The following is a 20,015-nucleotide window of genomic DNA, read 5'->3' as shown; positions in this document are numbered from 1 at the left end:
ATACAGTCCGGGACATGTCGCCGAGAACCCTCCTGCGGGCCGTCATGGCCGTTTCCGCCGTCACGCTCCTCGCCGCGTGCAACGCCTCGGCCAAGGACCCGGCCGCGCAGAACACCGCCGGGCCCGCGCTGGTCCTGATCACGCCGAGCCCGGTCGGCGTCAACGACTTCCTCAAGCTCGCCGTCCAGGGCATCGAGGATTCGGCCAAGAAGCACAACGGGACGCAGAAGGTGTACCAGAGCACCGATCCGGCCTCGATCCAGCAGAACCTCGCGGCGGCGGTGCGGGAGAAGCCCGCCGTGATCGTCGCCGTCGGCTTCAACTTCGCCGACGCGATCGCGGCCGAGGCCGAGCGCAATCCCGGGCAGAAGTTCCTGTTCGTGGACTCCTGCACGACGAAACCGTTCCCGAACGTGACCTGCGCGGTGTTCCGCGAGCACGAAGGCAGCTACCTCGCCGGCGCCGAAGCCGGGCTGCTGAGCAAGAGCGGCAAGGTCGGCGCGGTCGTCGTCCTCGACACGCCCCAGTTCCGCCGGTACTCGATCCCGTTCGGGCAGGGCGCCGAGAAGGCCAAGCCCGGCACCACGCTGGCGCCGCTGTTCATCGGCGGCGCGAACCCGTTCAACGATCCCGCGCGGGCGAAGGCGCTGGCCGCCACGCTCGCCGGTCAGGGCGTCGACCAGGTCATGGGCGCGGCCTCCGCGGCGGGCAACCTCGGCGTGTTCGAGGCGGCCAAGCAGGGTGGTTTCTTCGCGTTCGGCGTCGACGCCAACCAGTGCCCGGCCAGCCCCGGCCAGGTCGTGGACAACGTCGTCAAACGTACCAACGTGGTCATCGGCGACGGGGTCGACGCGATCCTCGGCGGCAAAACCGGCGAGACGAAGTCCTACGGCGTCAAGGAGAAGGGCATTTCCCTGACCGGGCTGGAGCCCGACGCCGCGACGTCGCAGTGTGTCGTCGCGAGCCATCCCGACGTGCTGGCCAAGGTCGGCGAACTGCGGGACCAGATCATCTCGGGCGCGATCGTCGTCGATGACCCGGCCAAATCCTGACGCCGTCTCGCTCCGGGGGATCGTCAAGCGGTTCCCCGGAGTGCTCGCGAACGATCACGTGGACCTCGACGTCGGCAGGGGCGAGATCCATGCCCTGATGGGGGAGAACGGCGCGGGCAAATCGACGCTCATGTCCGTGCTCTACGGTCTGCACCGGCCCGACGAGGGCACGATCTCCTTGCATGGCCAGGAAGTCTCCTTCGGCTCGCCCGCGCGGGCGATCGAAGCCGGTGTCGGCATGGTGCAGCAGGGGTTCGCGTTGTTCGGCGAACTCACCGTCACCGAGAACGTGGTGTTCGGCAGCGAACCGACCCGTCGCGGCCTGCTGGACCGCAAGGCGGCGACGGCCCGCGTCACCGAGCTGATCGAACGCCACGAACTGCGGCTGCGGCCCGGCGACCGGGTCCGTGACCTGCCGGTCGGGCTCCGGCAGCGCGTCGAGATCCTCAAACTGCTGTACCGCGACGCGGGAGTGCTGATCCTCGACGAACCCACCGCCGTGCTGACCCCGCCCGAAACCGAGCGGCTGTTCGGCGTGCTGCGCGCCCTCGCCGCCGAGGACCGCACGATCCTGCTGGTGTCGCACAAACTCCAGGAGGTCCTCGCCGTCAGCGACCACGTCACGGTGCTGCGGGACGGCCGCGTCAGCGCGCGCGGGCGCACCGCCGACCAGACGGCCGCCGGGCTCGCCGAGGCGATGACCGGGCGTGAGGTCGACCTCGATCGCGTCCACCCGGCCGGGACTCCCGGCGGCGCCGTCCTCGAAGCCCGTTCCCTGACCGTACCCGGGGTGGAAGGAAAACCGTTGCTGGACAACGTGTCCTTGACCGTGCGCGCCGGGGAGATCGTCGGCGTCGCCGGGGTCGCGGGCAACGGGCAGGCGGAGCTTTCCGGCGCCATCACCGGCCTCTTGAAGACCGCCGGGACGATCGTCCTCAATGGACAGAACCTCGGCGGGCTGTCGGTCCGAGCGCGGAGGGACGCCGGGCTGGCCCACGTCCCGGAAGATCGGTCGGAGGTCGGATCGGCGCCCGCGGCGGGACTCCGGGAGAACTTGGCCGTCGGCTTCCACCGCAAACGACCGTTGGTACGTAAGGGATTCCTGCGCCGCAAGGCGATCGACGAGCACGCGTCGACGATCATCGAGGACTACGACGTCCGCGCGTCCGGCCCCGCCGCCGCGATGGGCACGCTGTCCGGCGGCAACCAGCAGAAGGCGATCTTCGGCCGCGAACTCACCCACGACGCGCCCTTCCTGCTGATCGAACAGCCCACCCGCGGTGTCGACGTCGGCGCGATCGAGAACATCCACGCGAGGCTCGTCGCCCATCGCGACGCCGGGCACGCCGTCCTGCTGATCTCCGCCGAGCTCAGCGAGGTTCTCGCGTTGTCGGACCGGGTGCTGGTGCTGTTCGAGGGCCGGATCGTCGCGGAGTTCACCAAGGACGACGCCGATCGGCACACGGTCGGGCTCGCGATGGCGGGAGGCGCCGGATGAGCCGCGTCCGCCTCATCGCCGTGCCGGTCGCCGCCGCGCTCGTCCTCGGCGCGATCCTGTTGCTGGCCACCGGAACCGACCCGCTGGCGGCCTATGGCGCGATCGTCTCCGGCGCGTTCGGCCCCGACGGCATCGGAGACACCCTCGCCTACGCCGTCCCGGTCGCGGGGATGGCCACGGCGCTCGCGATCCCGCTGCGCGCGGGCATGGTGAACCTCGGCGGCGAGGGACAGCTGGTGCTCGGCGCGGTCAGCGCGCTCGCCGTCGGCCTGTACGTGCCCGGCCCCGGACCGGTCAAGGTGATCCTCGCGCTGCTCGCGGGGGTCATCGCCGGAGCCGCGTACGCCGCGCTGGCCGCGGTCTGCGAGAACCGGCTCGGTGTCCCGTTGCTGATCAGCACGCTGCTGCTGAGCTATCCGGCGATGTCGCTCGCCGGGTATCTGGTGCGTTTCCCGATGAAGGACGCCGGCTCCAGCCTGCCGCAGAGCCCGCAACTGACCGAAGGCGCGCGGCTCCCCGAGATCGACGGCGTGACGACCGGGATCTTCCTGGTGGTGGCGGTGATCGCGGTCTACACGGTGATCGACGCCCGCACCCCGGCCGGTTTCGAGACCAAGGTGACCGGCTGGGCGCCGCGGTTCGCCGCCTACGCCGGGATCGACCGGCCGAAACTCACCCTGCGGCTGCTGGCCGCCTCGGGCGGGACGGCCGGGCTGGTCGGCGCGATCGCCGTCCTCGGTTTCCCGTACCGGTTCATCGACGGCGCGCTGATCACGCCGCAGTACACCTGGATCGGCCTGCTCGCGGCGCTGCTCGCCGGGGCCAGCCCGCTCGGCACGCTGCTCGCGGCGGTCTTCTTCGCCGCGCTGACCAGCGGCGGGTTCGCGATGGAACGCGCCACCCAGGTCCCGCGCGAACTCACCGCGGTCCTGCAGGCGGTGCTGATCATCTTCCTGGCGGCGGCCTCGGGAGTCTTCAAGCGGAAGGCGAGGCGCGCATGATCGACGCGAGCCTGTTCTCCTCGGCGCTCACCGCGTTGACGCCGATCCTGTTCGCCGCGCTCGCGGGCGCGTTGTGCCAGCGGGCCGGGGTCTTCAACATCTCCCTCGAAGGCTCGCTGCTGGTCGGCTGCTTCGGCGCCGTCGCCGGGAGCTGGTACACCGGCAGCGCCTGGATCGGTGTCGTCGTGGCGGTGATCGCGGCGACGGCGTACTCGCTGATCCTCGCGATCGGCTCGATCACCTTCGACGGCGACCCGATCGTCCTGGGCGTCGCGAGCAACCTGCTCGCGGTCGGCCTGACGAGCTTCCTCATCCGCACCGTCTTCGGCACCGAAGGCTCCTTCAGCGATCCGTCGTTGCAGGGGCTGGGCCAGTTCGGCCCGATTCCGGGGCAGTCGCTGCTGGTCTACCTGTCCTGGCTGGCCGTGCCCGCGCTCGCCGTGCTGCTGTACCGGCATCCGTGGGGGCTGCGGCTGCGCGGCGTCGGGGAGCGTCCGGAGGCCGCGTCCAGCCTCGGCGTCAACGTGACCAAGTACCGCTACGGGGTGATCCTCGCCGGGGGAGCGCTGTGCGGTCTCGGCGGCGCGCAGCTGGCGCTGGGCTCGGTGACGCTCTTCGCCGAAAACATGACCGCCGGTCGCGGCTGGATCGCCGTCGTGGCGGTGATGCTGGGGCGTGCGCATCCGCTCGGCGTGCTGCTCGCGGCGCTGCTCTTCGGCCTCGCCGAGGCGTTCGGCTTCCGGCTCCAGGGCATCGGGTTGCCGCAGCAGGCCACCGACGCCGCACCCTATGTCGTCACGCTCGTGGCGCTGTTCCTGTCGAATATCAAGCGCAAGAAGGGACAGCCCGCGTGAGCGACGTCCTGCCCATCACCAAGATCTCCCGGCACGGACTGCCGCCGCGTGCGCTGGTCGTGGGCGATCCCGACCGCGCGACCGCGGTGGCCGGATCGCTGGAGAACGCCGTCCTCGTCGGCCAGAACCGCGAATACCGCAGCTACACCGGAGCCTGGAAGGGGGTCCCGGTCGTCGTGTCGTCGCACGGCGTCGGCGGGCCGGGCGCGTTGTGCCAGTTCGGCGAGCTGGCCGAAGCGGGCGTCCGTACGTTCCTGCGCCTCGGTACCGCCGGCTCCCTGGCCGAGGGGATCGTCGATGGCGACCTCGTCATCGCCGAGGCGGCGGTCCGCGACGACGGCGTCACCCAGCAGCTCATCCATCCGGAGTACCCGGCGTTCGCCACCCCGGAGCTCGTCGTGGCGCTGAGCCGCGCGGCACCGGAGGCGCACCGCGGCGTGGTGTGGACGCGGGCCGCGTTCAGCCCGCTGGTGCTCACCCTCCCGATGAGCGAGTACCTGGCCGCACGGGTGATCGCCATTGAGATGGAACTCTCCACGTTGCTGGTGTTCGCGGCATTGCGCGGCCTGCGGGCCGGTGGTGTGCTCGTGATCGACGGCGACGCGCGGCCCGAGCACCCCGACCCGTCGGCCTACGACCCGCACCGCGACGTCGTGGCCGAGGGGGTGGCGAGGGCAACTCGTGTCGCCCTCGACGCTCTCATCGACGTGGAAGGGGCGGAATGACCGAAGTGTGGCGCAAGGCGGCTCACGAGCTGGCGAACACCCTGACGGCGGACGCGGCCGAGCGGGACCTCGCCGGACGTCTCCCGGTGCAGGAGGTCGGCTTGCTGCGCGAGTCCGGGCTGCTGCCCCTGCTCGACACCGCCGGGTGGGCGGCCGCGAACGAGGCCACCCGGATCGTCTCCGCCGCGGACGCGTCGGTCGGCCATCTGCTCGGCTATCACTACCTGCAGCTCTGGCGCACCGGCCTGTTCGGGCCGCGTGCGGCGAGCGAACCGGGCTGGTTCTGGGCGGGCGTGAGCAACCCGCTCGACGCAGCCCTCCTGCTGACCCCGGTCGACGGCGGGTTCACCGTCGAGGGCACCAAGACCTTCGCGACCGGCGCGGCCGTCGCCGACCGTCTGGTGGTCAGCGCGACCAGGACCGACAACGGCGAGAAGCTGACCTTCGTCGTCGACGCGCGGGCCGACGGGATCACCTTCCCCGGTGAGTGGGACAACATCGGCCAGCGGCTCACCGCGAGTGGCGCGGTGCGGTTCGAGGCCGTCCGTGTCGCTCGCGACGACGTGCTCGGCGCCCAGCCGGAAGACCAGTCCGATCCGAAGGTGCCCCGCATTTCCCTGGCGGCGATCGGGTTCCAGCTCATGCTCGCGCAGGTGTACGTCGGCCTCGCGTTCGGCGCGCTCGACGCGGCGGCCGTCTACACGCGGGAGACCGCCCGGCCCTGGACACTGTCCGATGTGGACAAAGCGGCCCAGGATCCGTACACACTGGCGGGCTACGGTGAGCTGGTCGCGACGGCGCGAGCGGCCGGATTCGCCGTCGACGCCGCGGTTTCCGCGCTCGGCGAGGCCGACGAACGCGGCTTCGACCTGACCCCGGCCGAGCGCGCCGAAGCGGCGATCGCCATTTCGTCGGCGAAGATCGTGGCGAGCCGGGCCGCGGTCGAAACCACCAGCAAGGTCTTCGAGTTCACCGGCGCGCGGGCCACGGCGACGAAGTACGGCTTCGACCGCTTCTGGCGCAACGCCCGCACGCTGACCCTGCACGATCCCGTGACATACAAGGCGCGGGAGGTCGGCGACCACTTCCTCAACGGGATCCCGCCGTGCCTTTCGGGGTACAGCTGATGACGCTGCCGATCCTCGCCGAAAGCGTCCGCCTCGACGACGAAGGCGTGCACATCCTCGACCGCCGGGTCTTCCCGTTCGAGCGGGAATGGGTGCTGTGCCGGACCTCGGAAGAGGTCGCGGTGGCCATCGAAGACATGGTCACGCAGTCGTCCGGGCCGTATTTCGCCGCGCTCGGCGCGATGGTGCTTGCCGCCCGTGAGGCGTCCGGGTTCGCCGACCCTCGCGCGTATCTGGACCGGATGGGGGAGCGGATCGTCGCGACCCGCAAGACGAACAACCACCTGCGCAAGGCCGTCGCCGCCGTACTGTCCGAAGTGGACAAAGCGGCGGGCGACCTCGTCGAGGCCGCGACGGCCGGGGCACGGGCGGGTGACGAGTTATACCGTTCGCGTAGCCGCGCGCTCGGCGAACACGCGGCCGCGCTGGTGCCGGACGGGGCGACCGTGCTGACGCATTGCTGGGCGGATCTGTACCTCGTCGAATTCGTGCTCGCCGCGCGGCGGCGGAACAAGGAGTTCTCCTTCTTCTGCACGGAAACCCGGCCGTACCTGCAGGGCGCGCGGCTGACCGCCGAGACGCTCGCCGAGATGGGCGCCGACACCCGGCTGATCACCGACGGGATGGGCGCCGCGGTGCTGTCCTCCGGCGAGGTCGGCGCGCTGGTGACCGCGGCCGACCGCGTGACCATGGACGGTCACGTCGTCAACAAGATCGGCACCCTGGGGCTCGCGGTGGCGGCGGAGGCGTTCGGCGTGCCGTTCCACGCGATGGTCCAGGCACCCGACCAGGCCACGCCGACCGGCGCCGACGTGCCGATCGAATACCGCGACGGCGACGAGGTGCTGAGCGCGCTCGGCCACCGCGTCGCGAGCGAACGCGTCCGGGGGCACTATCCGGCTTTCGACGTGACACCACCGCGTTTCGTGACCACGGTGGTGACCGACCGCGGGGCCTTCGAGCCCGGACGGCTCCGCGAGTACTACGCAGAAGGGGAAGCGAACCAGTGACCGCAACGCTGACCGCCCGTTGGGTGGTCCTCGACATCGAGGGCACGCTGACCGCCACCAGCTACGTGCACGTGACCCTCTACGACTACGCGCGGCCGCGGCTGGGCCCGTGGATCGACGACCACCCGGAGGACCCCGAAGTCGTCGGCGCTGTCGCCGAGATCAAGGAACTCGGCGGGCTCCCGGCCGACGCGTCCACAGTGGACATCGTGCGGGTGCTGCACGGCTGGATGGACGCGGATCGGAAGATCGCGCCGCTGAAGACGTTGCAGGGGCTCATCTGGCAGCGCGGGTACGCCGAGGGCGACCTCACGACGGAGTTCTTCGGCGACGTCGCCCCGGCACTGCGGTCGTGGCACGAGGCGGGGCTGCGGCTCGCGGTGTTCTCGTCCGGTTCGGTCGCCGGGCAGATCGCGTCGTTCTCGCGGACCACCGACGGCGACGTCACCGGCCTGTTCGAGAAGCATTTCGACACCGTCAACGCCGGGCCGAAGCGCGAGGCGCCGTCCTACCGCGCGATCGCCTCCGCGCTGGAGGCGGAGCCGGGCGACGTCGTGTTCTTCTCCGACGTCCCGGCCGAACTCGACGGGGCGGCGGCCGACGGCTGGCAGACCGTCGGGCTCGCCCGCGAGGGTGAACCGTTCGGCGACGCCGATTTCGGGACACACCGGACCATCCGGACGTTCGACGAGATCAAGGTCGTTCCTCGATGAGTGTGCTGGAACTCGCCGGACGCGCGCTGGCCGAGGAGTCCGCCCGGTTCGCCGGGCTGGGCTGGATGCGGGGCACGTCCGGCAACCTCTCGGTGGTGCTCGGACGCGACCCGCTGCGGGTCGCCGTCACCGTCAGCGGACGGGACAAAGGCGAGCTGACCAGCGACGACGTCGTGGTGGTCGGCGAGGACGGGCTCGCCGTCGCCGACCAGCCGCATCCGGACAAGGTGCCGTCGGCCGAGGCCGGGCTGCACGCCCGGATCGCGGCGGTGTCGGGCGCGGGCGCGGTGATCCACGTGCACGCGCTCGCGCCGGTGGTGGCCGCCGAGCACTGGCCGGACGGTGTCGAACTGCGCGACCTGGAGATGCTCAAGGGTTTCGGCCGCGCCGCGCACGACGACCTGGTGACCATCCCGGTGATCGCCAACGGCCAGGACATGCGGGTCCTCGGCGACGCGTTCGAGGCGGGGTTCCGGGCGGACACGCCGGCGGTGATCGTCGCGCGGCACGGGATCTACGTCTGGGGAGATGACCTGCGCCACGCGCGTCATCGCCTGGAATGTTTGGAGTGGTTGCTCCGGTTCCGGGTAGAGACAAGACTCGTGGGTGAAGAAAGGGGAGTGCGATGACCCTGCTGACCGTATGGCCGGACGACCGGCCCGGCGAGATCGCGCTCAGGACCGAGGATCCGGCCGTGATCACCGGGGAACTGGGGCGGCTCGGTGTCCGCTTCGACCGGTGGGACCTCGTGCCCGGCCTGCCGCGCGAAGTGACGCCCGAGCAGGTGCTGGCCGCCTACGAGGAGCCGATCGCCAAGGTCTCGGCGGCCGAGGGCTACACCTTCGTGGACGCCGTGCGCATGACCCCGTCCGACGAGCCCGGCTGGGCGGCCACGGCCGCCGAAGCCCGGCAGAAGTTCCTCGCCGAGCACACCCACGACGATGACGAAGACCGCTTCTTCGCGCGCGGGTCCGGCGTGTTCTACCTGCACGTCGGGGGCAAGGTGTACGCGGTGCTGTGCGAGGCGGGGGACCTGCTGAGCGTGCCCGCGAACACCACGCACTGGTTCGACATGGGGACGCGGCCCGACTACGTGTCCATCCGGTTCTTCCACGACGACGGCGGCTGGGTCGGCAACTTCACCGGCGCGACGCTCGCGGGGGACTTCCCGGGCTTCGACGAGCTCACCGCCGGGCGTTACTGAGCGCTTGGGGCTCGTGAGTGGCGAGGACGGTTCTAACCGTCCTCGCCACTCACGAGCCTTCGCGCGCTGCCGGGGTCTGTCAGGCGGGTGCCCAGAGGGCGGGCACGTTCGGCGGCTCCCAGCCGGACAGCGACCGGTGGCCCTGCCGGCACACGTACGCCGTGCCGTTGTAGGTCACCCTGGCGCCGGTGGCGTAGTCGACACCCGGCTTCCAGGCATCCGACGGCACCGACGTGGTCGTCGTCGGGGTGGTGGTGGTCGTCCTGGTCGTGGTCGTCGGACTGGTCGTGGTCGTGGTTCCCGTCGTCGGTGTGGTCGTGGTCGTCGGCGGGGCGCCGCCACCACGCGGGTTGTCCGACGCGATCGCGTACGTCGTCCCGCCGAAGGTGAACGTGAAGTTCGACGGCGACGCGATCGGCATGTAGTAGTTCAGCCGGATCTCGATCGTGGCGCCCGGGGCGATGGTCTGCCAGCTGGGCACGGTCACCGCGACATGCTGGAAGTCTCCCTTCATCCCGCCGACGTTGGGCCCGCTGTGGCCCTTGCTCGTGACCGTCAGCCCGAAGCCGGACTGGTCGGACATGCTGCCGGGCGCGCTCGTGCCGTAGTCGAACTCGATCTTCGTCCCACCGGGGATGGTGGTGGTCGAATTGTTGGTGATGCGCATCCGCGGGGTGATCGGGTAGTTCGCGTCGCCCAGCGCGAAACCGGTCAGGTTGACATGCGCGTTCAGCACCGACGAAGGCGCGGGACGCGGCGACTTGGCGTTGCCGTACGGGGCGGCGCCGCGCAGGCCGTCGTTGATCTTCGTGATCAGCGTGTCGCCCATGAAGTACTGGCCCTTGGCACTGTCGAAGGCGTAGTCGCCCGCCAGCTCCCAGATCATGATGCCGCCGATGCCCTTGTCGGCCACGTACTTGGCCTTCGTGGCGAGCGACTCTTCGTCCTCAGTGGACAGGAACACCTTCTTGTCGTTGTTCCACAGCCACGGCGTCACCATCGTGTTGTCGTAGAACCTGTTGTAGGAGCCGGAGAGCCGGTCCTTCGGGTTGTTCTTCGGATCCAGCCCGTACTTCTCCAGGTAGTCCGGGGTGATCTCGTTCTCGAGGTTTTTCGCGTGCCACATGGGGTTCGCGCCCGCCGGTACCTCGGCGCCCGTCAGGCTCATGTCGTGCCAGAGGTTGTCGATGCCGATCGCGCCGTTGCCGCACGGCACCGTCGAGCCGACATGGGATCCGGTTCCCGGTGGACACTGTTTCTGGTCCGGCAGTGGAGCGGTGCCCCACAAACCGTTGGTCCCGCCGGACACGCCTTGCCAGCCGCGGGTGTAGAACCCGACGCCGATGTTGATCCGGCCGGCCTGCATGGCGCCGCGGAAGTAGTGATACGCCCAGTCGGTGTTGAGGTAGCCCTGCCCGTCGTATTGCGGTGTCGTGTACACCTGCCAGTGCGCGAGTTCGGCGTCCTTGCCGTTGTCGTAGAGCGCGGCGTTCGGCCCGGCGAACTGGTTCCACGCGCCGTGCAGGTCGTAGCTCATCATGTTGGCGTAGTCGAGATACTGCGTGACGCCGTAGACCTCCTGGCCGCGCAGCAGCCAGCCGGACGCGGGGACGGCCGCGGTCAGCAGGTAGTGCTTTCCGTCGGCGGCGCCGGCCTGGTCGATCTTGTGGCGCAGCGTGCGCATCAGGTTCTCGTAGCCTGCCCAGAGGGTGCCGCGGTTCGCCTGCGCGATCCAGTAGTCGTCCGGGTTACCGGCGTAGTTCGCCGACGTCGCGTACTCGTAGTCGATGTCCGCGCCGTTGAATCCGTAGTCGCGCAGGAACTTCACGACGGAATCCGCGAAGGTGTCGATACTCGCTTGGCTTTGCGTCATCTTGTAGAAACCGCCCGACGCGTTGCGCGTGCCGTCCGGGTTGAGGAAACCGCCGGTCTCGGCCCAGCCACCGATCGAGATCAGCGACTTCACGTTCGGGTACTGCTTCTTGTACTTGTTCAGCAGATTGAAATGTCCCTTGTAGGGCAACGAGGGATCCATCTCGGCGTCGGGCACGCCCGGCCATTCCATGCCGATGGACTCGTTGTTCGGGCCCGCGGCGCCGACCGACACCTTGTTCTGCGCGTCGACATGCGCGAACGCGTAGTTGAGGTGGGTGACCTTGGTCCACGGGATATTGCTCGCCAGATACGCGGGCGCGCCGTTCTTTCCGGTGCGCCAGCTGGTGAAGTAGCCGATCACGCGGCGGGAATGCCCTTCTCCCAGGGATTCCCGGCCGTTCGTGTCGTAGACGGTGCAGTAGGGGGTGTCGACGCCGGGTGTCCGGTACAGCCCGTCGGGACGGCAGTCCTCGTGGCCTGCCGCGCTCGACGTGGTCGGGCTGATGACGACGATCATGAGTCCGGCCAGCGTGATGAGTGACGCCAGCAGGGGGAGTAGTTTCCTGGTTCTCCTTGGCACGCCGAACCTCCGACAGTGGAAGATGGCCCTCGGTCACAGCAGCTTGAGCCGCCGACCTGGCGCGCGTCAATAGGTGTAGACCAATTTCCATCCTGTGTCGTACGGCGGAGCGTACCTGTGGTCCGTCAGGTCCGGTCTTCGTCGAGGAGTGGGGCGCCGGTTCGGTAAGTCAGGCCACGCAACAGGGTTCGTGCATGGCCATACTGTCGGCCATATCCCTTGAGTGCTATGACCCCGTGTCCTTCGGCGCGCGTGTGCACGACCAAACCTCGCGCGGTAACCATGGTGTCGACGCGGAAAATCCTTGGCCCCTGCGCGTAAATGCCGGAAATTCCGGTCTGCATCCATTTGTTCGAAGATGAGAAGAATCGGCAATCCCTTTACCGTGGTCAGATTGTCTGTTTTAGCCTCGTCTAGGTTTGTTGTCTTGCTCGCCGGTCCGGCCAGGGCATCCCCTGGCCGTGATCATGGTATTCATCTCGTCGGACCTGAATTCCGGAAGTCAAGGTGGCATCGAAGAAGGGGTGGCGATGGCGAGCACCTCGGGCACTGATCCAAGGTTCCGAAGTCAGGTCGATGGGCCGCTGAGCGCACGCCCCTTTCGGTGGTTCTTCGTCGGCAGGGTCGTGTCGGTGCTCGGAAGTTCCATGACGCCGGTAGCGCTTGCCTTCGCCGTACTGGAAACAACATCCAGTCCGGAGTATCTCGGCTTCGTCCTGGCCGCCGCGATGGTGCCGGAGATTGTGTTCGTCCTCGTCGGTGGCAGCGTGGCCGACCGTTGGCGACGTGACGTAGTACTGCGGATCACCAACGTCGGGGCCGGGCTCTCCCAAGCCTGTGTCGCGTTCTGCGTGCTTACGAAACAGGATCCGCTGTTCCTGATAGTCCTGGCACTCGTCAACGGCACGTTGCAGGCCTTCATCAGCCCGGCGATGCAAGGCATCGTTCCACAGCTTGTCGGCAGTGCGAATATTCAAAAAGCGAACTCGATGCTCAGCGCCTCCCGGAACACGGCCCGCGTCCTGGGCCCTTCCGTGGCCGGTGTTCTCGTCGCGGTCGCGGGCGGTGGATGGGCGATTGCGCTGGACGCCGCGTCTTTTCTCGTCGCCGCGGCGTGCCTGACCTGCGTCGTCCTGCCGACGAAGGCGAAGTCGGCCTCCGCCAACCTGCTGCGAGACCTCTGTGAGGGATGGTCCTATTTCAGTTCGACGCCGTGGATCTCGTCGATCACCCTCGCTTTTATGTTTCTGAACGCGATTCAGATGGGCGTCTGGCAGGTACTCGGCCCCGCCATGGCCTTGACGACGATCGGCGCGACAGGCTGGGGCCTGGTCGTCAGCGTGAAGGCGGCAGGACTGGTGATCGCCGGCTTGGCGATGATCAAGATCGCGGTCCGGCGGCTGCTCCTGACAGGCCTGATCGCGATGTCGGCGACGGCGATCCCGCTCGTCATGCTCGGCGCCGGCTCGAACCTCGTCCTGCTGGCTACCGCGACCTTCGTCTCCGGGCTGGGCTCCGCGTTCTTCGGCATCGTCTGGGACACAGTGCGCCAACGGAACATCCCGAACACCCTGATCTCCAGGGTGACCTCATACGACGACTTCGGCTCCTATGTGGCCATACCGGTCGGGCAACTGGCCGTAGTGCCCATCGCGTCGGCAGCGGGGATGCCACGGGTCGTGATATTGGGAGGGATCATCTACTTCGTGGTCGCGCTTCTGCCACTGGCTCTGCACTCGGTCCGGAATCTCGCGGCGTCCGACGCCACCTGATGCCGGAGGGGCGTGGTTTCAGCACGACGCATCCTGTGTGCCGCCGGTACCGCCGAACACCACGAAGGAAAACTCGTTCCCGTCGGGATCCGCCATCTCCACCTGTCCCTCGCGGCCGGTGCCGAGCCGGGCGGCGCCGAGCGAAACCAGCCGCTCGACCTCGGAAAGCGGTCCGGTCATAACGAAACGCAGCCGGTTCGGTCCGGTCTTCGGCGTGAACGGCGGACCGCCCCAGGTGATCTTCGGGCCACCGTGCGGCGACCGGATCGCGGTCTCCTGGTCCTGGTCCCACACGAGCGGCCAGCCGAGCGCCTCGCTCCAGAAGTAGCCGACTTCCTGTGAACCGTCGCTCGTGATGGCGCCGACGAAACCGCATTCGGCGAGGAAGTCGTTGCCCGGCTCGATGACGCAGAACTCGTTGCCCTCGGGGTCGGCGAGCACGACGTGCTGCTCTTCGGGAAGCTGGCCGATGTCGATGTGCCGTCCGCCGAGTTCCAGTGCCGTCGCGACCGTGCGCCGCTGGTCCTCTAGCGACTCACTCGTCAGGTCGAAATGCATCTGGTTCTGGCGGGTCTTCGGTTCGTCGCTTCGCACGAAACTCAGCCGGAAACCTATGTCCTCGATCGCCCGGCCGAGCAGTCCGGACCAGAACCGTTCGAGGGCGTGCGGATCGTGCGCGGCGATACGGAGCGCGTGCAGGGTGGCGGCCATAAGCGACGCTAGGAACAGCGGCGCCCGGCACGCAACTCGATTAACGCGTGATCAAAGACGTGACTCGCGTGATCAAACGCGTAACTCGCGTGATCGGACGGCGCACTCAGGCGTGCGGTGCCCGATCACGCGAGTCACGTCTTCGGGACCGTCAGCAGGAGACGCCGGGCCGTCCGTTCTCCACCCGCGCGGTCAGCGTCCGCAGGAACGACGGGTCCCCGTCCGCCGTCACGCGAGCGTCGTACCAGCCGCCCGAAACCGGCCAGTCCACCGTGACCGAACGCCCCGCCCCGACCCGCACGACACGCGTGAAGCGCGAAGAAGACAGCCGCAGCGTCAGTGCCGAAGTGCCCGAGTTGGACAGCTTGAACTCGACGCCCGAGCGCCACGTCAGGAACCGCGTCCGGACGTCGACACCCGCGGCGGCCCCGCGACGGTTCCCGCGAAATTCCCACCACGACCGATTCGGCCCCTGGACGACGACGCGGTATTCGTCACCGGCTAGCCGCACGAGTTCCGGCGCCTCGCCGCGCACGTCGCGGTGCGCGGGCTCGGCGAACTCGCCCTTGTACGGGTACAGCGCGAAATGCGCCGAAGAAGAGCCGCTGTTCGCCAGCGAGAGCGCCAGATTCCCCGACTTGTCCACCGCGCCGGACACCGAAACCTGGTACGGCAGCGGACGCGACGGCCGGTTGCCGGGCTCGGCCACGGGCAGGCTCTGCTCCGCCGGGGCGGACGGCCGCCAGCGGCTGATCGGCGCGGGCACCGGGCCGGGCCGGTTCACCCGCGGCTGACGTCCCGCGCGCGAGAAGTCGAAGGCGCCGGTGAGATCGCCCGCGACGGTCCGCCGCCACTTGCTGATGTTCGGCTCGGCGATCCCGGTCCAGCGTTCGAGGAACCGCAGCACCGAGGTGTGGTCGTACACGGTGGAGTCGACGTGGCCGCCGATCGACCACGGCGAGACGACCGTCATCGGCACGCGCGGGCCGAAGCCGAGCGGCTGGCCGTTGAAGTGGTCGGCGTCGTTGGCCGCGTTCCCGGGCGGCATCGGCGGCGGGACGTGGTCGAAGTAGCCGTCGTTCTCGTCGAAATTGATCAGCAGCACCGTTTTGGACCACGTCTCACGGTCGGACGCCAGGGCGTCGAGCACGCGGTAGATCAGGTTCGCGCTGCCGACCGGAGTGGACGCGCCAGGGTGCTCGGAGTCCTTCGCGGACGGCACCAGCCAACTCACCGCGGGCAGGCGCCGCGCCTGGATGTCCGCCTTCAGCCGGGTCACCAGCGTCTCCGGCTCGCTGCGGTACATGGCCTTCTCGAACAGACTCCGCTCGGCGGGCGTCAGCTTGGCGACGCCGGCGTCGAACTGCGCCAGCAGCTTGGCGCGCTCCTCGGCGGTCTTCTTGGGCAACGCGTCGTAGAACTCCTCGGTGGTGCGGAACTTCTCCTCGACCGAGGCGAGGATCTTCGTGCCGACCTTCTTGAACGGCACGAAGTACTCGACCGCGTTGTCGGTGAAGTTGTCCCACTCCTGGTAGATCCGCCACGGCACCCCGGCGGCTTCGAGGCGTTCCGGGTACGTCGTCCAGTCGTAGCCCTTGTGGTCGTAGGAGTACGCCGCGTTCGTGACTGCGCGGTTCGTCGTGCTGCCCGGTTCGAACCCGGTGGTCCCGGTCCACAGGAAGTTCCGGTTCGGGTTGGTGGAGCCGAAGATCGAGCAGTGGTAGGCGTCGCAGATGGTGAAGGTGTCCGCGAGTTCGTACTGGAGCGCGATGTCGCGGCGCTCGTAGTAGGTCATGGTCGCCGGCGTCTTCGCCGCGATCCAGCCGTTGTTCCAGCCGCGCGCCCACGCCTTGCCGCTGCCGTTCCAGCTGTGGTCGAGGTCGCCGAGGTACTGGATGTCGTCCGGTTTCCGGCCGGCGAGTTCGGCCGCCTTGCGCACCGAGAACGGCAGCACCGTGCCGCCGGCGGGATTCGGCTGCTCGAACACCGATCTCCCCGACGGCAGTTCGAGCGGACGCGGATCGGAGAAACCGCGGACACCGCGCAGGCTGCCGTAGTAGTGATCGAACGACCGGTTCTCCTGCATCAGCACGATCACGTGCTCGATGGCGTCGAGTCCGCCCCGGCGCATGGGTTCGGCCATGGCGGCGTGCACGGACGGCGGGAGAAGCGTGGTGGCGGCCGCGGCGCCGGTGACGCCCAGCAACGTACGGCGTGACAGTTCAGGCATGCCGGAACCTTGTCCCAGGAACATGAACGTCACAAGAACCGAACAGGTCGACTCGGAGTCGTAGCCGGGTGGTGACACCGCGTCGATCCGTCGTCGCGGGCTTGGTCTCCGGCGATCCCTGTGTTTAGAGTATGCCGCCCGTACGAACCCCTGGATGGCCGTGTTTCCTGATCATCACAACGAAAACGAGAGCGCGGGAGACCCCGCGAGACCGGTGTTCGTCGACCCCAGCGGCCGTCGCCGCACCGTCGTCCGGCGGATCGCGATCGGTGCCTGCGCGGTCGTCGTCGGCTATGGGATCCTCCTCACCGCCGCGCTTTTCGGGGCGCCGACCCTGCCTTCCGCGCTGATCCCCGCTCCGGCGCCCGCGCCCTCGGCGACCACCGAACCGCCGCCCGAGACGACTTCCGCCGGCCCCGGCCCACGTCCACCCGGGCCGACCCGGCCGATTCGCCCGCCACCGAGGGTGAGCCGGTGGACACGAGCGCCGGTCAGGCCCCGCCGGTGAACCCGGTCTCGTCCAGGACGACGCCGCCGGGGCTCACGAGCACCTCCTCGCCGGGTATCGACCGCCGCAACAGCCGCGCGCCCGACGTCCCGCCAGGACAGACGAGGACCGCGCCTCCCGGCAACGGGCACTGAGCCGGTTGCCGGAGCCGCAGAAGGATTCGAAAGGTCGATCGCGGATGCGGGTTCACCGACAGACACTGACACCGAGGAAACCCACTTGTCCCACCATCGGCGTTTGCCGCCGCCCAAGGCGCATTGGGCGCTCCTGGCGACCCTGCTGTTCGCCGTCACCGTCCTGCTGGGGTTGACCGCCCTGGTCGGCGGCGGGTTCGCCGCCGACGGTACGCACGCGTCGCGCACCGCGGCGGAGGTCCCGGCCGCGGTGCGCGACGGCGGGCCGATCATCGACTCCCGCGGAGCCGAGCCCGTCACTTCCCGGCTCCAGCCGAAGACGGTGGCGCTCACCTTCGACGACGGTCCCGATCCGGAGTGGACGCCACGGATCCTCGACGCCCTCGCCCGGCACGGGGTCCACGCCACGTTCTTCGTGACCGGCGGGCAGGTGACGCGTCATCCCAGGCTGACGGCGGACATCGTCCACCGTGGTCACGAACTCGGGAACCACACCGCCACCCACACCGACCTCGGCTCGGCCGGGGACGTCCGGGCGCAGATCGAGCTCCGGGCCACCGACCTCGCCATCGCCGGTGCCGCCGGGACGGGGACTTCACTGGTCCGGCCGCCCTACTCCTCGACCGCCGACGCGGTGGACGACGCGGGCTGGCGCGCGGCGAGCCGCCTCGGCGGCGAGGGCAGGCTGATCGTGCTGTCCGAACTCGACTCCCAGGACTGGCGGCGGCCCGGCGTCGACGCCATCGCCGCCGCGATCACCCCTCGGACGGACGACGGCGCCGTCGTCCTCCTGCACGACGCGGGCGGCGACCGTTCGGAGACCCTCGCCGCGCTCGACCGCGTGATCCCCGAGCTCAAGGCCAAGGGCTGGCGGTTCGACACCGTCAGCGGGGCCGCCGGGCTCAGCGGGACCACGGCCGGAGTGGACGGCCTCACCCGCTTCGGCGGCTGGCTCCTGATCGCCGCCGTCCAGACGGGCGAGGCCCTCTCGACGGCGCTGGGCTGGCTGCTCGTCGCGGCGAGTGTGCTCGCCCTCCTGCGCACCGTCCTGGTCCTGGTCACCACTGCGATCCACGTCCGGCGGGGCAGGACCGCGCCCTCGCGCCCGCCGCTGCGGGAACCGGTGACCGTGATCGTCCCCGCCTACAACGAGGCCGCCGGGATCGAGGCGACCATCCGCTCGATCCTCGCCTCCGACCACCATCCCACCTGGGTGATCGTGGTCGACGACGGCTCCACCGACGGCACCGCCGACGTCGTCGAGCGGCTCGCCCTGCGCCGGGTCACGCTGATCCGGCAACGGAACGCGGGCAAACCGGCCGCGCTCAACACCGGCCTCGCCGCCGCCCGCACCGAACTGGTGGTCATGGTCGACGGCGACACCGTGCTCGAACCCGGCACCGTGGGCGCGGTGATCCAGCCGTTCGCGGACCCGTCCGTCGGCGCGGTCTCGGGCAACGCCAAGGTCGCCAACCGCGGCGGGCTGCTCGGCCGCTGGCAGCACATCGAGTACGTCATCGGCTTCAATCTCGACCGGCGGATGTACGACGTCGGCGAGTGCATGCCGACGGTGCCCGGCGCGGTCGGGGCCTTCCGCCGGTCGGCGGTGCTCGCGCTCGGCGGCGTCCCCGAGGACACCCTCGCCGAGGACACCGACCTCACGATGGCGCTGGAGCGCGACGGCTGGCGGGTGGTCTACGAACAGGAGGCCCGCGCCTGGACCGAGGCGCCCGCGACGCTGGGGCAGCTGTGGAAACAGCGCTACCGCTGGTGCTACGGCACGCTCCAGGCGGTGTGGAAGCACCGGGGCGCCGTCGTCTCGAAGGGCGCGGCGGGCAGGCTCGGCCGCCGAGGCATCCCGTATCTGTTGCTGTTCCAGGTGGCACTGCCCGTGCTCGCGCCGTTCGTCGACGTCGCCGCCCTTTTCGGCGTGCTGACCGGGGACTGGAAGACGGCCTTGCTGTACTGGTCGGTGTTCCTGCTGCTGCAGCTCGTGCCGGGCGTGATCGCCTTCCGGCTCGACGGGGAATCGCTCCGCCCGCTGCTTTTCCTTCCCCTGCAACAGTTCGTCTACCGCCAGCTGATGTACCTCGTGGTCATCCAGTCGGTGATGACGGCGCTGGCGGGGGCCCGGCTGCCCTGGCACAAGCTCGATCGCCTCGGCCAGAGCGCTCCACCGAGGTCACTTGTGGACGCTGAGTGACCGTCCGGCGGGGTGGCACCGCCGGAACGCCACCTGCGCGGTAACCTCACGTGCACCAAGACCGCAGACCCTTGAGGAGGGCCCGTGTCGGCAGGGCAGATCGCCGCGCTGATCGCCGCAGGAGCATTCGTCGTACTCGTCGTGCTGCTGGCGATCGTGCTGTTCAAGCTCGGCCGGACCCTGGACGAGGCCACGATCGCCATCCGCAAGGCGCACGAGAACACCGACCCGCTGCTGATCGGCGCGAACGAGACGATCACGCACGTCAACACGCAGCTGGAGCGGGTCGACGGCATCACCGCCAACGCGCAGGCCGTCTCCGGCAACGTGTCCGCGCTGTCGTCGGTGTTCACCGCGACGCTCGGCGGCCCGCTGGTGAAGACGGCCGCACTGTCCTACGGCCTCAGCAAGGCCATCAAGGCCCGCCGGAAGAAGGCGGAAGCGAAAGCCTCCCGCCCGGCGAAGAAGCGGGGCCGCAAATGAAGCGCCTGTTCTGGCTCGGCGTCGGCGTGGTCGCCGGCGTCGCCTTGTCACGCAAAGCGACGGAAACCGCTCGCCAGGCCACGCCGGCGGGGTTAGCCTCGAACCTGGGCGACGCCGTGCGGGAACTCGCGGGCGCCGTCGGTTCGTTCGGCGCGGAGGTCCGCGCCGGGATGAGCGAACGGGAACAGGAGTTGCACGACATGGTGTCCGAACGGACCGGCTTGAGCACGGCCCCCGTGACCGAGGGCAGGCACGCGGCGCAGTCGCGGCGCCCGGTCCGGCGAGCTCGCCGGGCGGAGGGCTGATCGGGTCGCGTCCGCGACCGGAAGATCCCC

The 20,015-nt window shown here is 69.4% G+C and carries 19 protein-coding genes; 15 read left to right on the top strand and 4 right to left on the bottom strand.

Annotation, left to right across the window (positions count from 1 at the left end):
- Window positions 1–14: 14 nt before the first annotated feature.
- The 10 genes from MJQ72_RS03350 to MJQ72_RS03305 are packed head-to-tail and all read left to right on the top strand — an operon-like array spanning window position 15 to window position 9,184.
- On the top strand, window positions 15–1,052 hold the full coding sequence (locus tag MJQ72_RS03350) for a BMP family ABC transporter substrate-binding protein (RefSeq protein WP_240597537.1): 1,038 nt from the start codon (window positions 15–17) through the stop codon (window positions 1,050–1,052).
- Window positions 1,033–2,550 carry an ABC transporter ATP-binding protein gene (locus MJQ72_RS03345; RefSeq protein ID WP_240597535.1) on the top strand — a complete coding sequence of 506 codons (1,518 nt, stop codon included), beginning with the start codon at window positions 1,033–1,035 and terminating at the stop codon, window positions 2,548–2,550. The genes MJQ72_RS03350 and MJQ72_RS03345 overlap by 20 nt, the downstream gene beginning before the upstream one ends.
- Window positions 2,547–3,551 (top strand): ABC transporter permease, encoded by a 1,005-nt coding sequence (locus MJQ72_RS03340; protein WP_240597533.1) that lies wholly within the window; start codon window positions 2,547–2,549, stop codon window positions 3,549–3,551. The genes MJQ72_RS03345 and MJQ72_RS03340 overlap by 4 nt, the downstream gene beginning before the upstream one ends.
- A complete protein-coding gene (locus MJQ72_RS03335; protein ID WP_240597530.1) occupies window positions 3,548–4,405 on the top strand; it encodes an ABC transporter permease in 858 nt (285 codons plus the stop codon). The genes MJQ72_RS03340 and MJQ72_RS03335 overlap by 4 nt, the downstream gene beginning before the upstream one ends.
- Window positions 4,402–5,130, top strand: a complete 729-nt coding sequence (locus MJQ72_RS03330) for a nucleoside phosphorylase (RefSeq protein WP_240597527.1) — start codon at window positions 4,402–4,404, stop codon at window positions 5,128–5,130. Before MJQ72_RS03335 ends, MJQ72_RS03330 begins: the two co-directional genes overlap by 4 nt.
- A complete protein-coding gene (locus MJQ72_RS03325; RefSeq protein ID WP_240597525.1) occupies window positions 5,127–6,257 on the top strand; it encodes an acyl-CoA dehydrogenase family protein in 1,131 nt (376 codons plus the stop codon). The genes MJQ72_RS03330 and MJQ72_RS03325 overlap by 4 nt, the downstream gene beginning before the upstream one ends.
- On the top strand, window positions 6,257–7,267 hold the full coding sequence (locus MJQ72_RS03320; protein WP_240601244.1) for a methylthioribose-1-phosphate isomerase: 1,011 nt from the start codon (window positions 6,257–6,259) through the stop codon (window positions 7,265–7,267). The genes MJQ72_RS03325 and MJQ72_RS03320 overlap by 1 nt, the downstream gene beginning before the upstream one ends.
- Window positions 7,264–7,980 (top strand): acireductone synthase, encoded by a 717-nt coding sequence (mtnC, locus tag MJQ72_RS03315; protein ID WP_240597523.1) that lies wholly within the window; start codon window positions 7,264–7,266, stop codon window positions 7,978–7,980. Before MJQ72_RS03320 ends, mtnC begins: the two co-directional genes overlap by 4 nt.
- Window positions 7,977–8,609, top strand: coding sequence for a methylthioribulose 1-phosphate dehydratase (gene mtnB / locus MJQ72_RS03310; protein ID WP_037343883.1), 633 nt, complete (start codon window positions 7,977–7,979; stop codon window positions 8,607–8,609). The genes mtnC and mtnB overlap by 4 nt, the downstream gene beginning before the upstream one ends.
- Window positions 8,606–9,184 carry an acireductone dioxygenase gene (locus MJQ72_RS03305; protein WP_240597521.1) on the top strand — a complete coding sequence of 193 codons (579 nt, stop codon included), beginning with the start codon at window positions 8,606–8,608 and terminating at the stop codon, window positions 9,182–9,184. Before mtnB ends, MJQ72_RS03305 begins: the two co-directional genes overlap by 4 nt.
- Window positions 9,185–9,263: 79 nt before the next feature.
- On the opposite strand, the gene MJQ72_RS03300 is transcribed toward MJQ72_RS03305, so the two are convergent.
- Window positions 9,264–11,639 (bottom strand): chitinase C-terminal domain-containing protein, encoded by a 2,376-nt coding sequence (locus tag MJQ72_RS03300; RefSeq protein WP_240597519.1) that lies wholly within the window; start codon window positions 11,637–11,639, stop codon window positions 9,264–9,266.
- Between the two features lie 467 nt (window positions 11,640–12,106).
- On the opposite strand from MJQ72_RS03300, the gene MJQ72_RS03295 reads away from it, so the two are divergent.
- Window positions 12,107–13,411, top strand: coding sequence for an MFS transporter (locus tag MJQ72_RS03295; protein ID WP_240601243.1), 1,305 nt, complete (start codon window positions 12,107–12,109; stop codon window positions 13,409–13,411).
- 18 nt (window positions 13,412–13,429) lie between these two features.
- Here the strand turns inward: MJQ72_RS03295 and MJQ72_RS03290 are convergent, their stop codons facing one another.
- Both MJQ72_RS03290 and MJQ72_RS03285 read right to left on the bottom strand, forming a co-directional pair.
- The gene (locus MJQ72_RS03290; RefSeq protein ID WP_240597517.1) at window positions 13,430–14,122 is read right to left on the bottom strand and encodes a VOC family protein; all 693 of its coding nucleotides are present in this window, start codon (window positions 14,120–14,122) and stop codon (window positions 13,430–13,432) included.
- Between the two features lie 151 nt (window positions 14,123–14,273).
- On the bottom strand, window positions 14,274–16,352 hold the full coding sequence (locus MJQ72_RS03285) for a phosphocholine-specific phospholipase C (RefSeq protein WP_240597515.1): 2,079 nt from the start codon (window positions 16,350–16,352) through the stop codon (window positions 14,274–14,276).
- A 154-nt stretch (window positions 16,353–16,506) separates the two neighbouring features.
- Here MJQ72_RS03285 and MJQ72_RS03280 point away from each other — a divergent pair, with 154 nt between their 5' ends.
- A complete protein-coding gene (locus MJQ72_RS03280) occupies window positions 16,507–16,860 on the top strand; it encodes a hypothetical protein (RefSeq protein WP_240597514.1) in 354 nt (117 codons plus the stop codon).
- Here MJQ72_RS03280 and MJQ72_RS03275 read toward each other — a convergent pair.
- Complete coding sequence (locus MJQ72_RS03275; protein ID WP_240597512.1) at window positions 16,844–17,050, bottom strand: hypothetical protein; 207 nt, start codon at window positions 17,048–17,050, stop codon at window positions 16,844–16,846. The genes MJQ72_RS03280 and MJQ72_RS03275 overlap by 17 nt on opposite strands.
- Before the next feature lie 47 nt (window positions 17,051–17,097).
- Between MJQ72_RS03275 and MJQ72_RS03270 the strand changes: the two genes are divergently transcribed.
- The 3 genes from MJQ72_RS03270 to MJQ72_RS03260 all read left to right on the top strand — a co-directional run bounded on the left by MJQ72_RS03270 (window position 17,098) and on the right by MJQ72_RS03260 (window position 19,985).
- Window positions 17,098–19,197 (top strand): bifunctional polysaccharide deacetylase/glycosyltransferase family 2 protein, encoded by a 2,100-nt coding sequence (locus MJQ72_RS03270; protein ID WP_240597511.1) that lies wholly within the window; start codon window positions 17,098–17,100, stop codon window positions 19,195–19,197.
- Window positions 19,198–19,281: 84 nt separating this feature from the next.
- A complete protein-coding gene (locus MJQ72_RS03265; protein WP_007031187.1) occupies window positions 19,282–19,680 on the top strand; it encodes a DUF948 domain-containing protein in 399 nt (132 codons plus the stop codon).
- Window positions 19,677–19,985 carry a hypothetical protein gene (locus tag MJQ72_RS03260; RefSeq protein ID WP_037343894.1) on the top strand — a complete coding sequence of 103 codons (309 nt, stop codon included), beginning with the start codon at window positions 19,677–19,679 and terminating at the stop codon, window positions 19,983–19,985. The genes MJQ72_RS03265 and MJQ72_RS03260 overlap by 4 nt, the downstream gene beginning before the upstream one ends.
- The last annotated feature ends 30 nt before the right edge of the window (window positions 19,986–20,015 follow it).

The sequence above is a fragment of the Amycolatopsis sp. EV170708-02-1 genome, from assembly GCF_022479115.1.
GTDB lineage: Bacteria > Actinomycetota > Actinomycetes > Mycobacteriales > Pseudonocardiaceae > Amycolatopsis.
Note: the sequence above shows the minus strand (reverse complement) of the source record. Positions and strands in the feature narration are given on the sequence as shown.

Excerpts from the sequence above, each read along its gene's own strand:
- MJQ72_RS03295 (WP_240601243.1), top strand. The coding sequence starts at position 12,107 with ATGGTATTCATCTCGTCGGACCTGAATTCCGGAAGTCAAGGTGGCATC.
- MJQ72_RS03280 (WP_240597514.1), top strand. The coding sequence starts at position 16,507 with ATGGCCGTGTTTCCTGATCATCACAACGAAAACGAGAGCGCGGGAGAC.
- MJQ72_RS03290 (WP_240597517.1), bottom strand. The coding sequence starts at position 14,122 with ATGGCCGCCACCCTGCACGCGCTCCGTATCGCCGCGCACGATCCGCAC.
- MJQ72_RS03305 (WP_240597521.1), top strand. The coding sequence starts at position 8,606 with ATGACCCTGCTGACCGTATGGCCGGACGACCGGCCCGGCGAGATCGCG.
- MJQ72_RS03325 (WP_240597525.1), top strand. The coding sequence starts at position 5,127 with ATGACCGAAGTGTGGCGCAAGGCGGCTCACGAGCTGGCGAACACCCTG.
- mtnB (WP_037343883.1), top strand. The coding sequence starts at position 7,977 with ATGAGTGTGCTGGAACTCGCCGGACGCGCGCTGGCCGAGGAGTCCGCC.
- MJQ72_RS03260 (WP_037343894.1), top strand. The coding sequence starts at position 19,677 with ATGAAGCGCCTGTTCTGGCTCGGCGTCGGCGTGGTCGCCGGCGTCGCC.
- MJQ72_RS03345 (WP_240597535.1), top strand. The coding sequence starts at position 1,033 with ATGACCCGGCCAAATCCTGACGCCGTCTCGCTCCGGGGGATCGTCAAG.
- MJQ72_RS03285 (WP_240597515.1), bottom strand. The coding sequence starts at position 16,352 with ATGCCTGAACTGTCACGCCGTACGTTGCTGGGCGTCACCGGCGCCGCG.
- MJQ72_RS03320 (WP_240601244.1), top strand. The coding sequence starts at position 6,257 with ATGACGCTGCCGATCCTCGCCGAAAGCGTCCGCCTCGACGACGAAGGC.
- MJQ72_RS03335 (WP_240597530.1), top strand. The coding sequence starts at position 3,548 with ATGATCGACGCGAGCCTGTTCTCCTCGGCGCTCACCGCGTTGACGCCG.
- MJQ72_RS03340 (WP_240597533.1), top strand. The coding sequence starts at position 2,547 with ATGAGCCGCGTCCGCCTCATCGCCGTGCCGGTCGCCGCCGCGCTCGTC.
- MJQ72_RS03350 (WP_240597537.1), top strand. The coding sequence starts at position 15 with ATGTCGCCGAGAACCCTCCTGCGGGCCGTCATGGCCGTTTCCGCCGTC.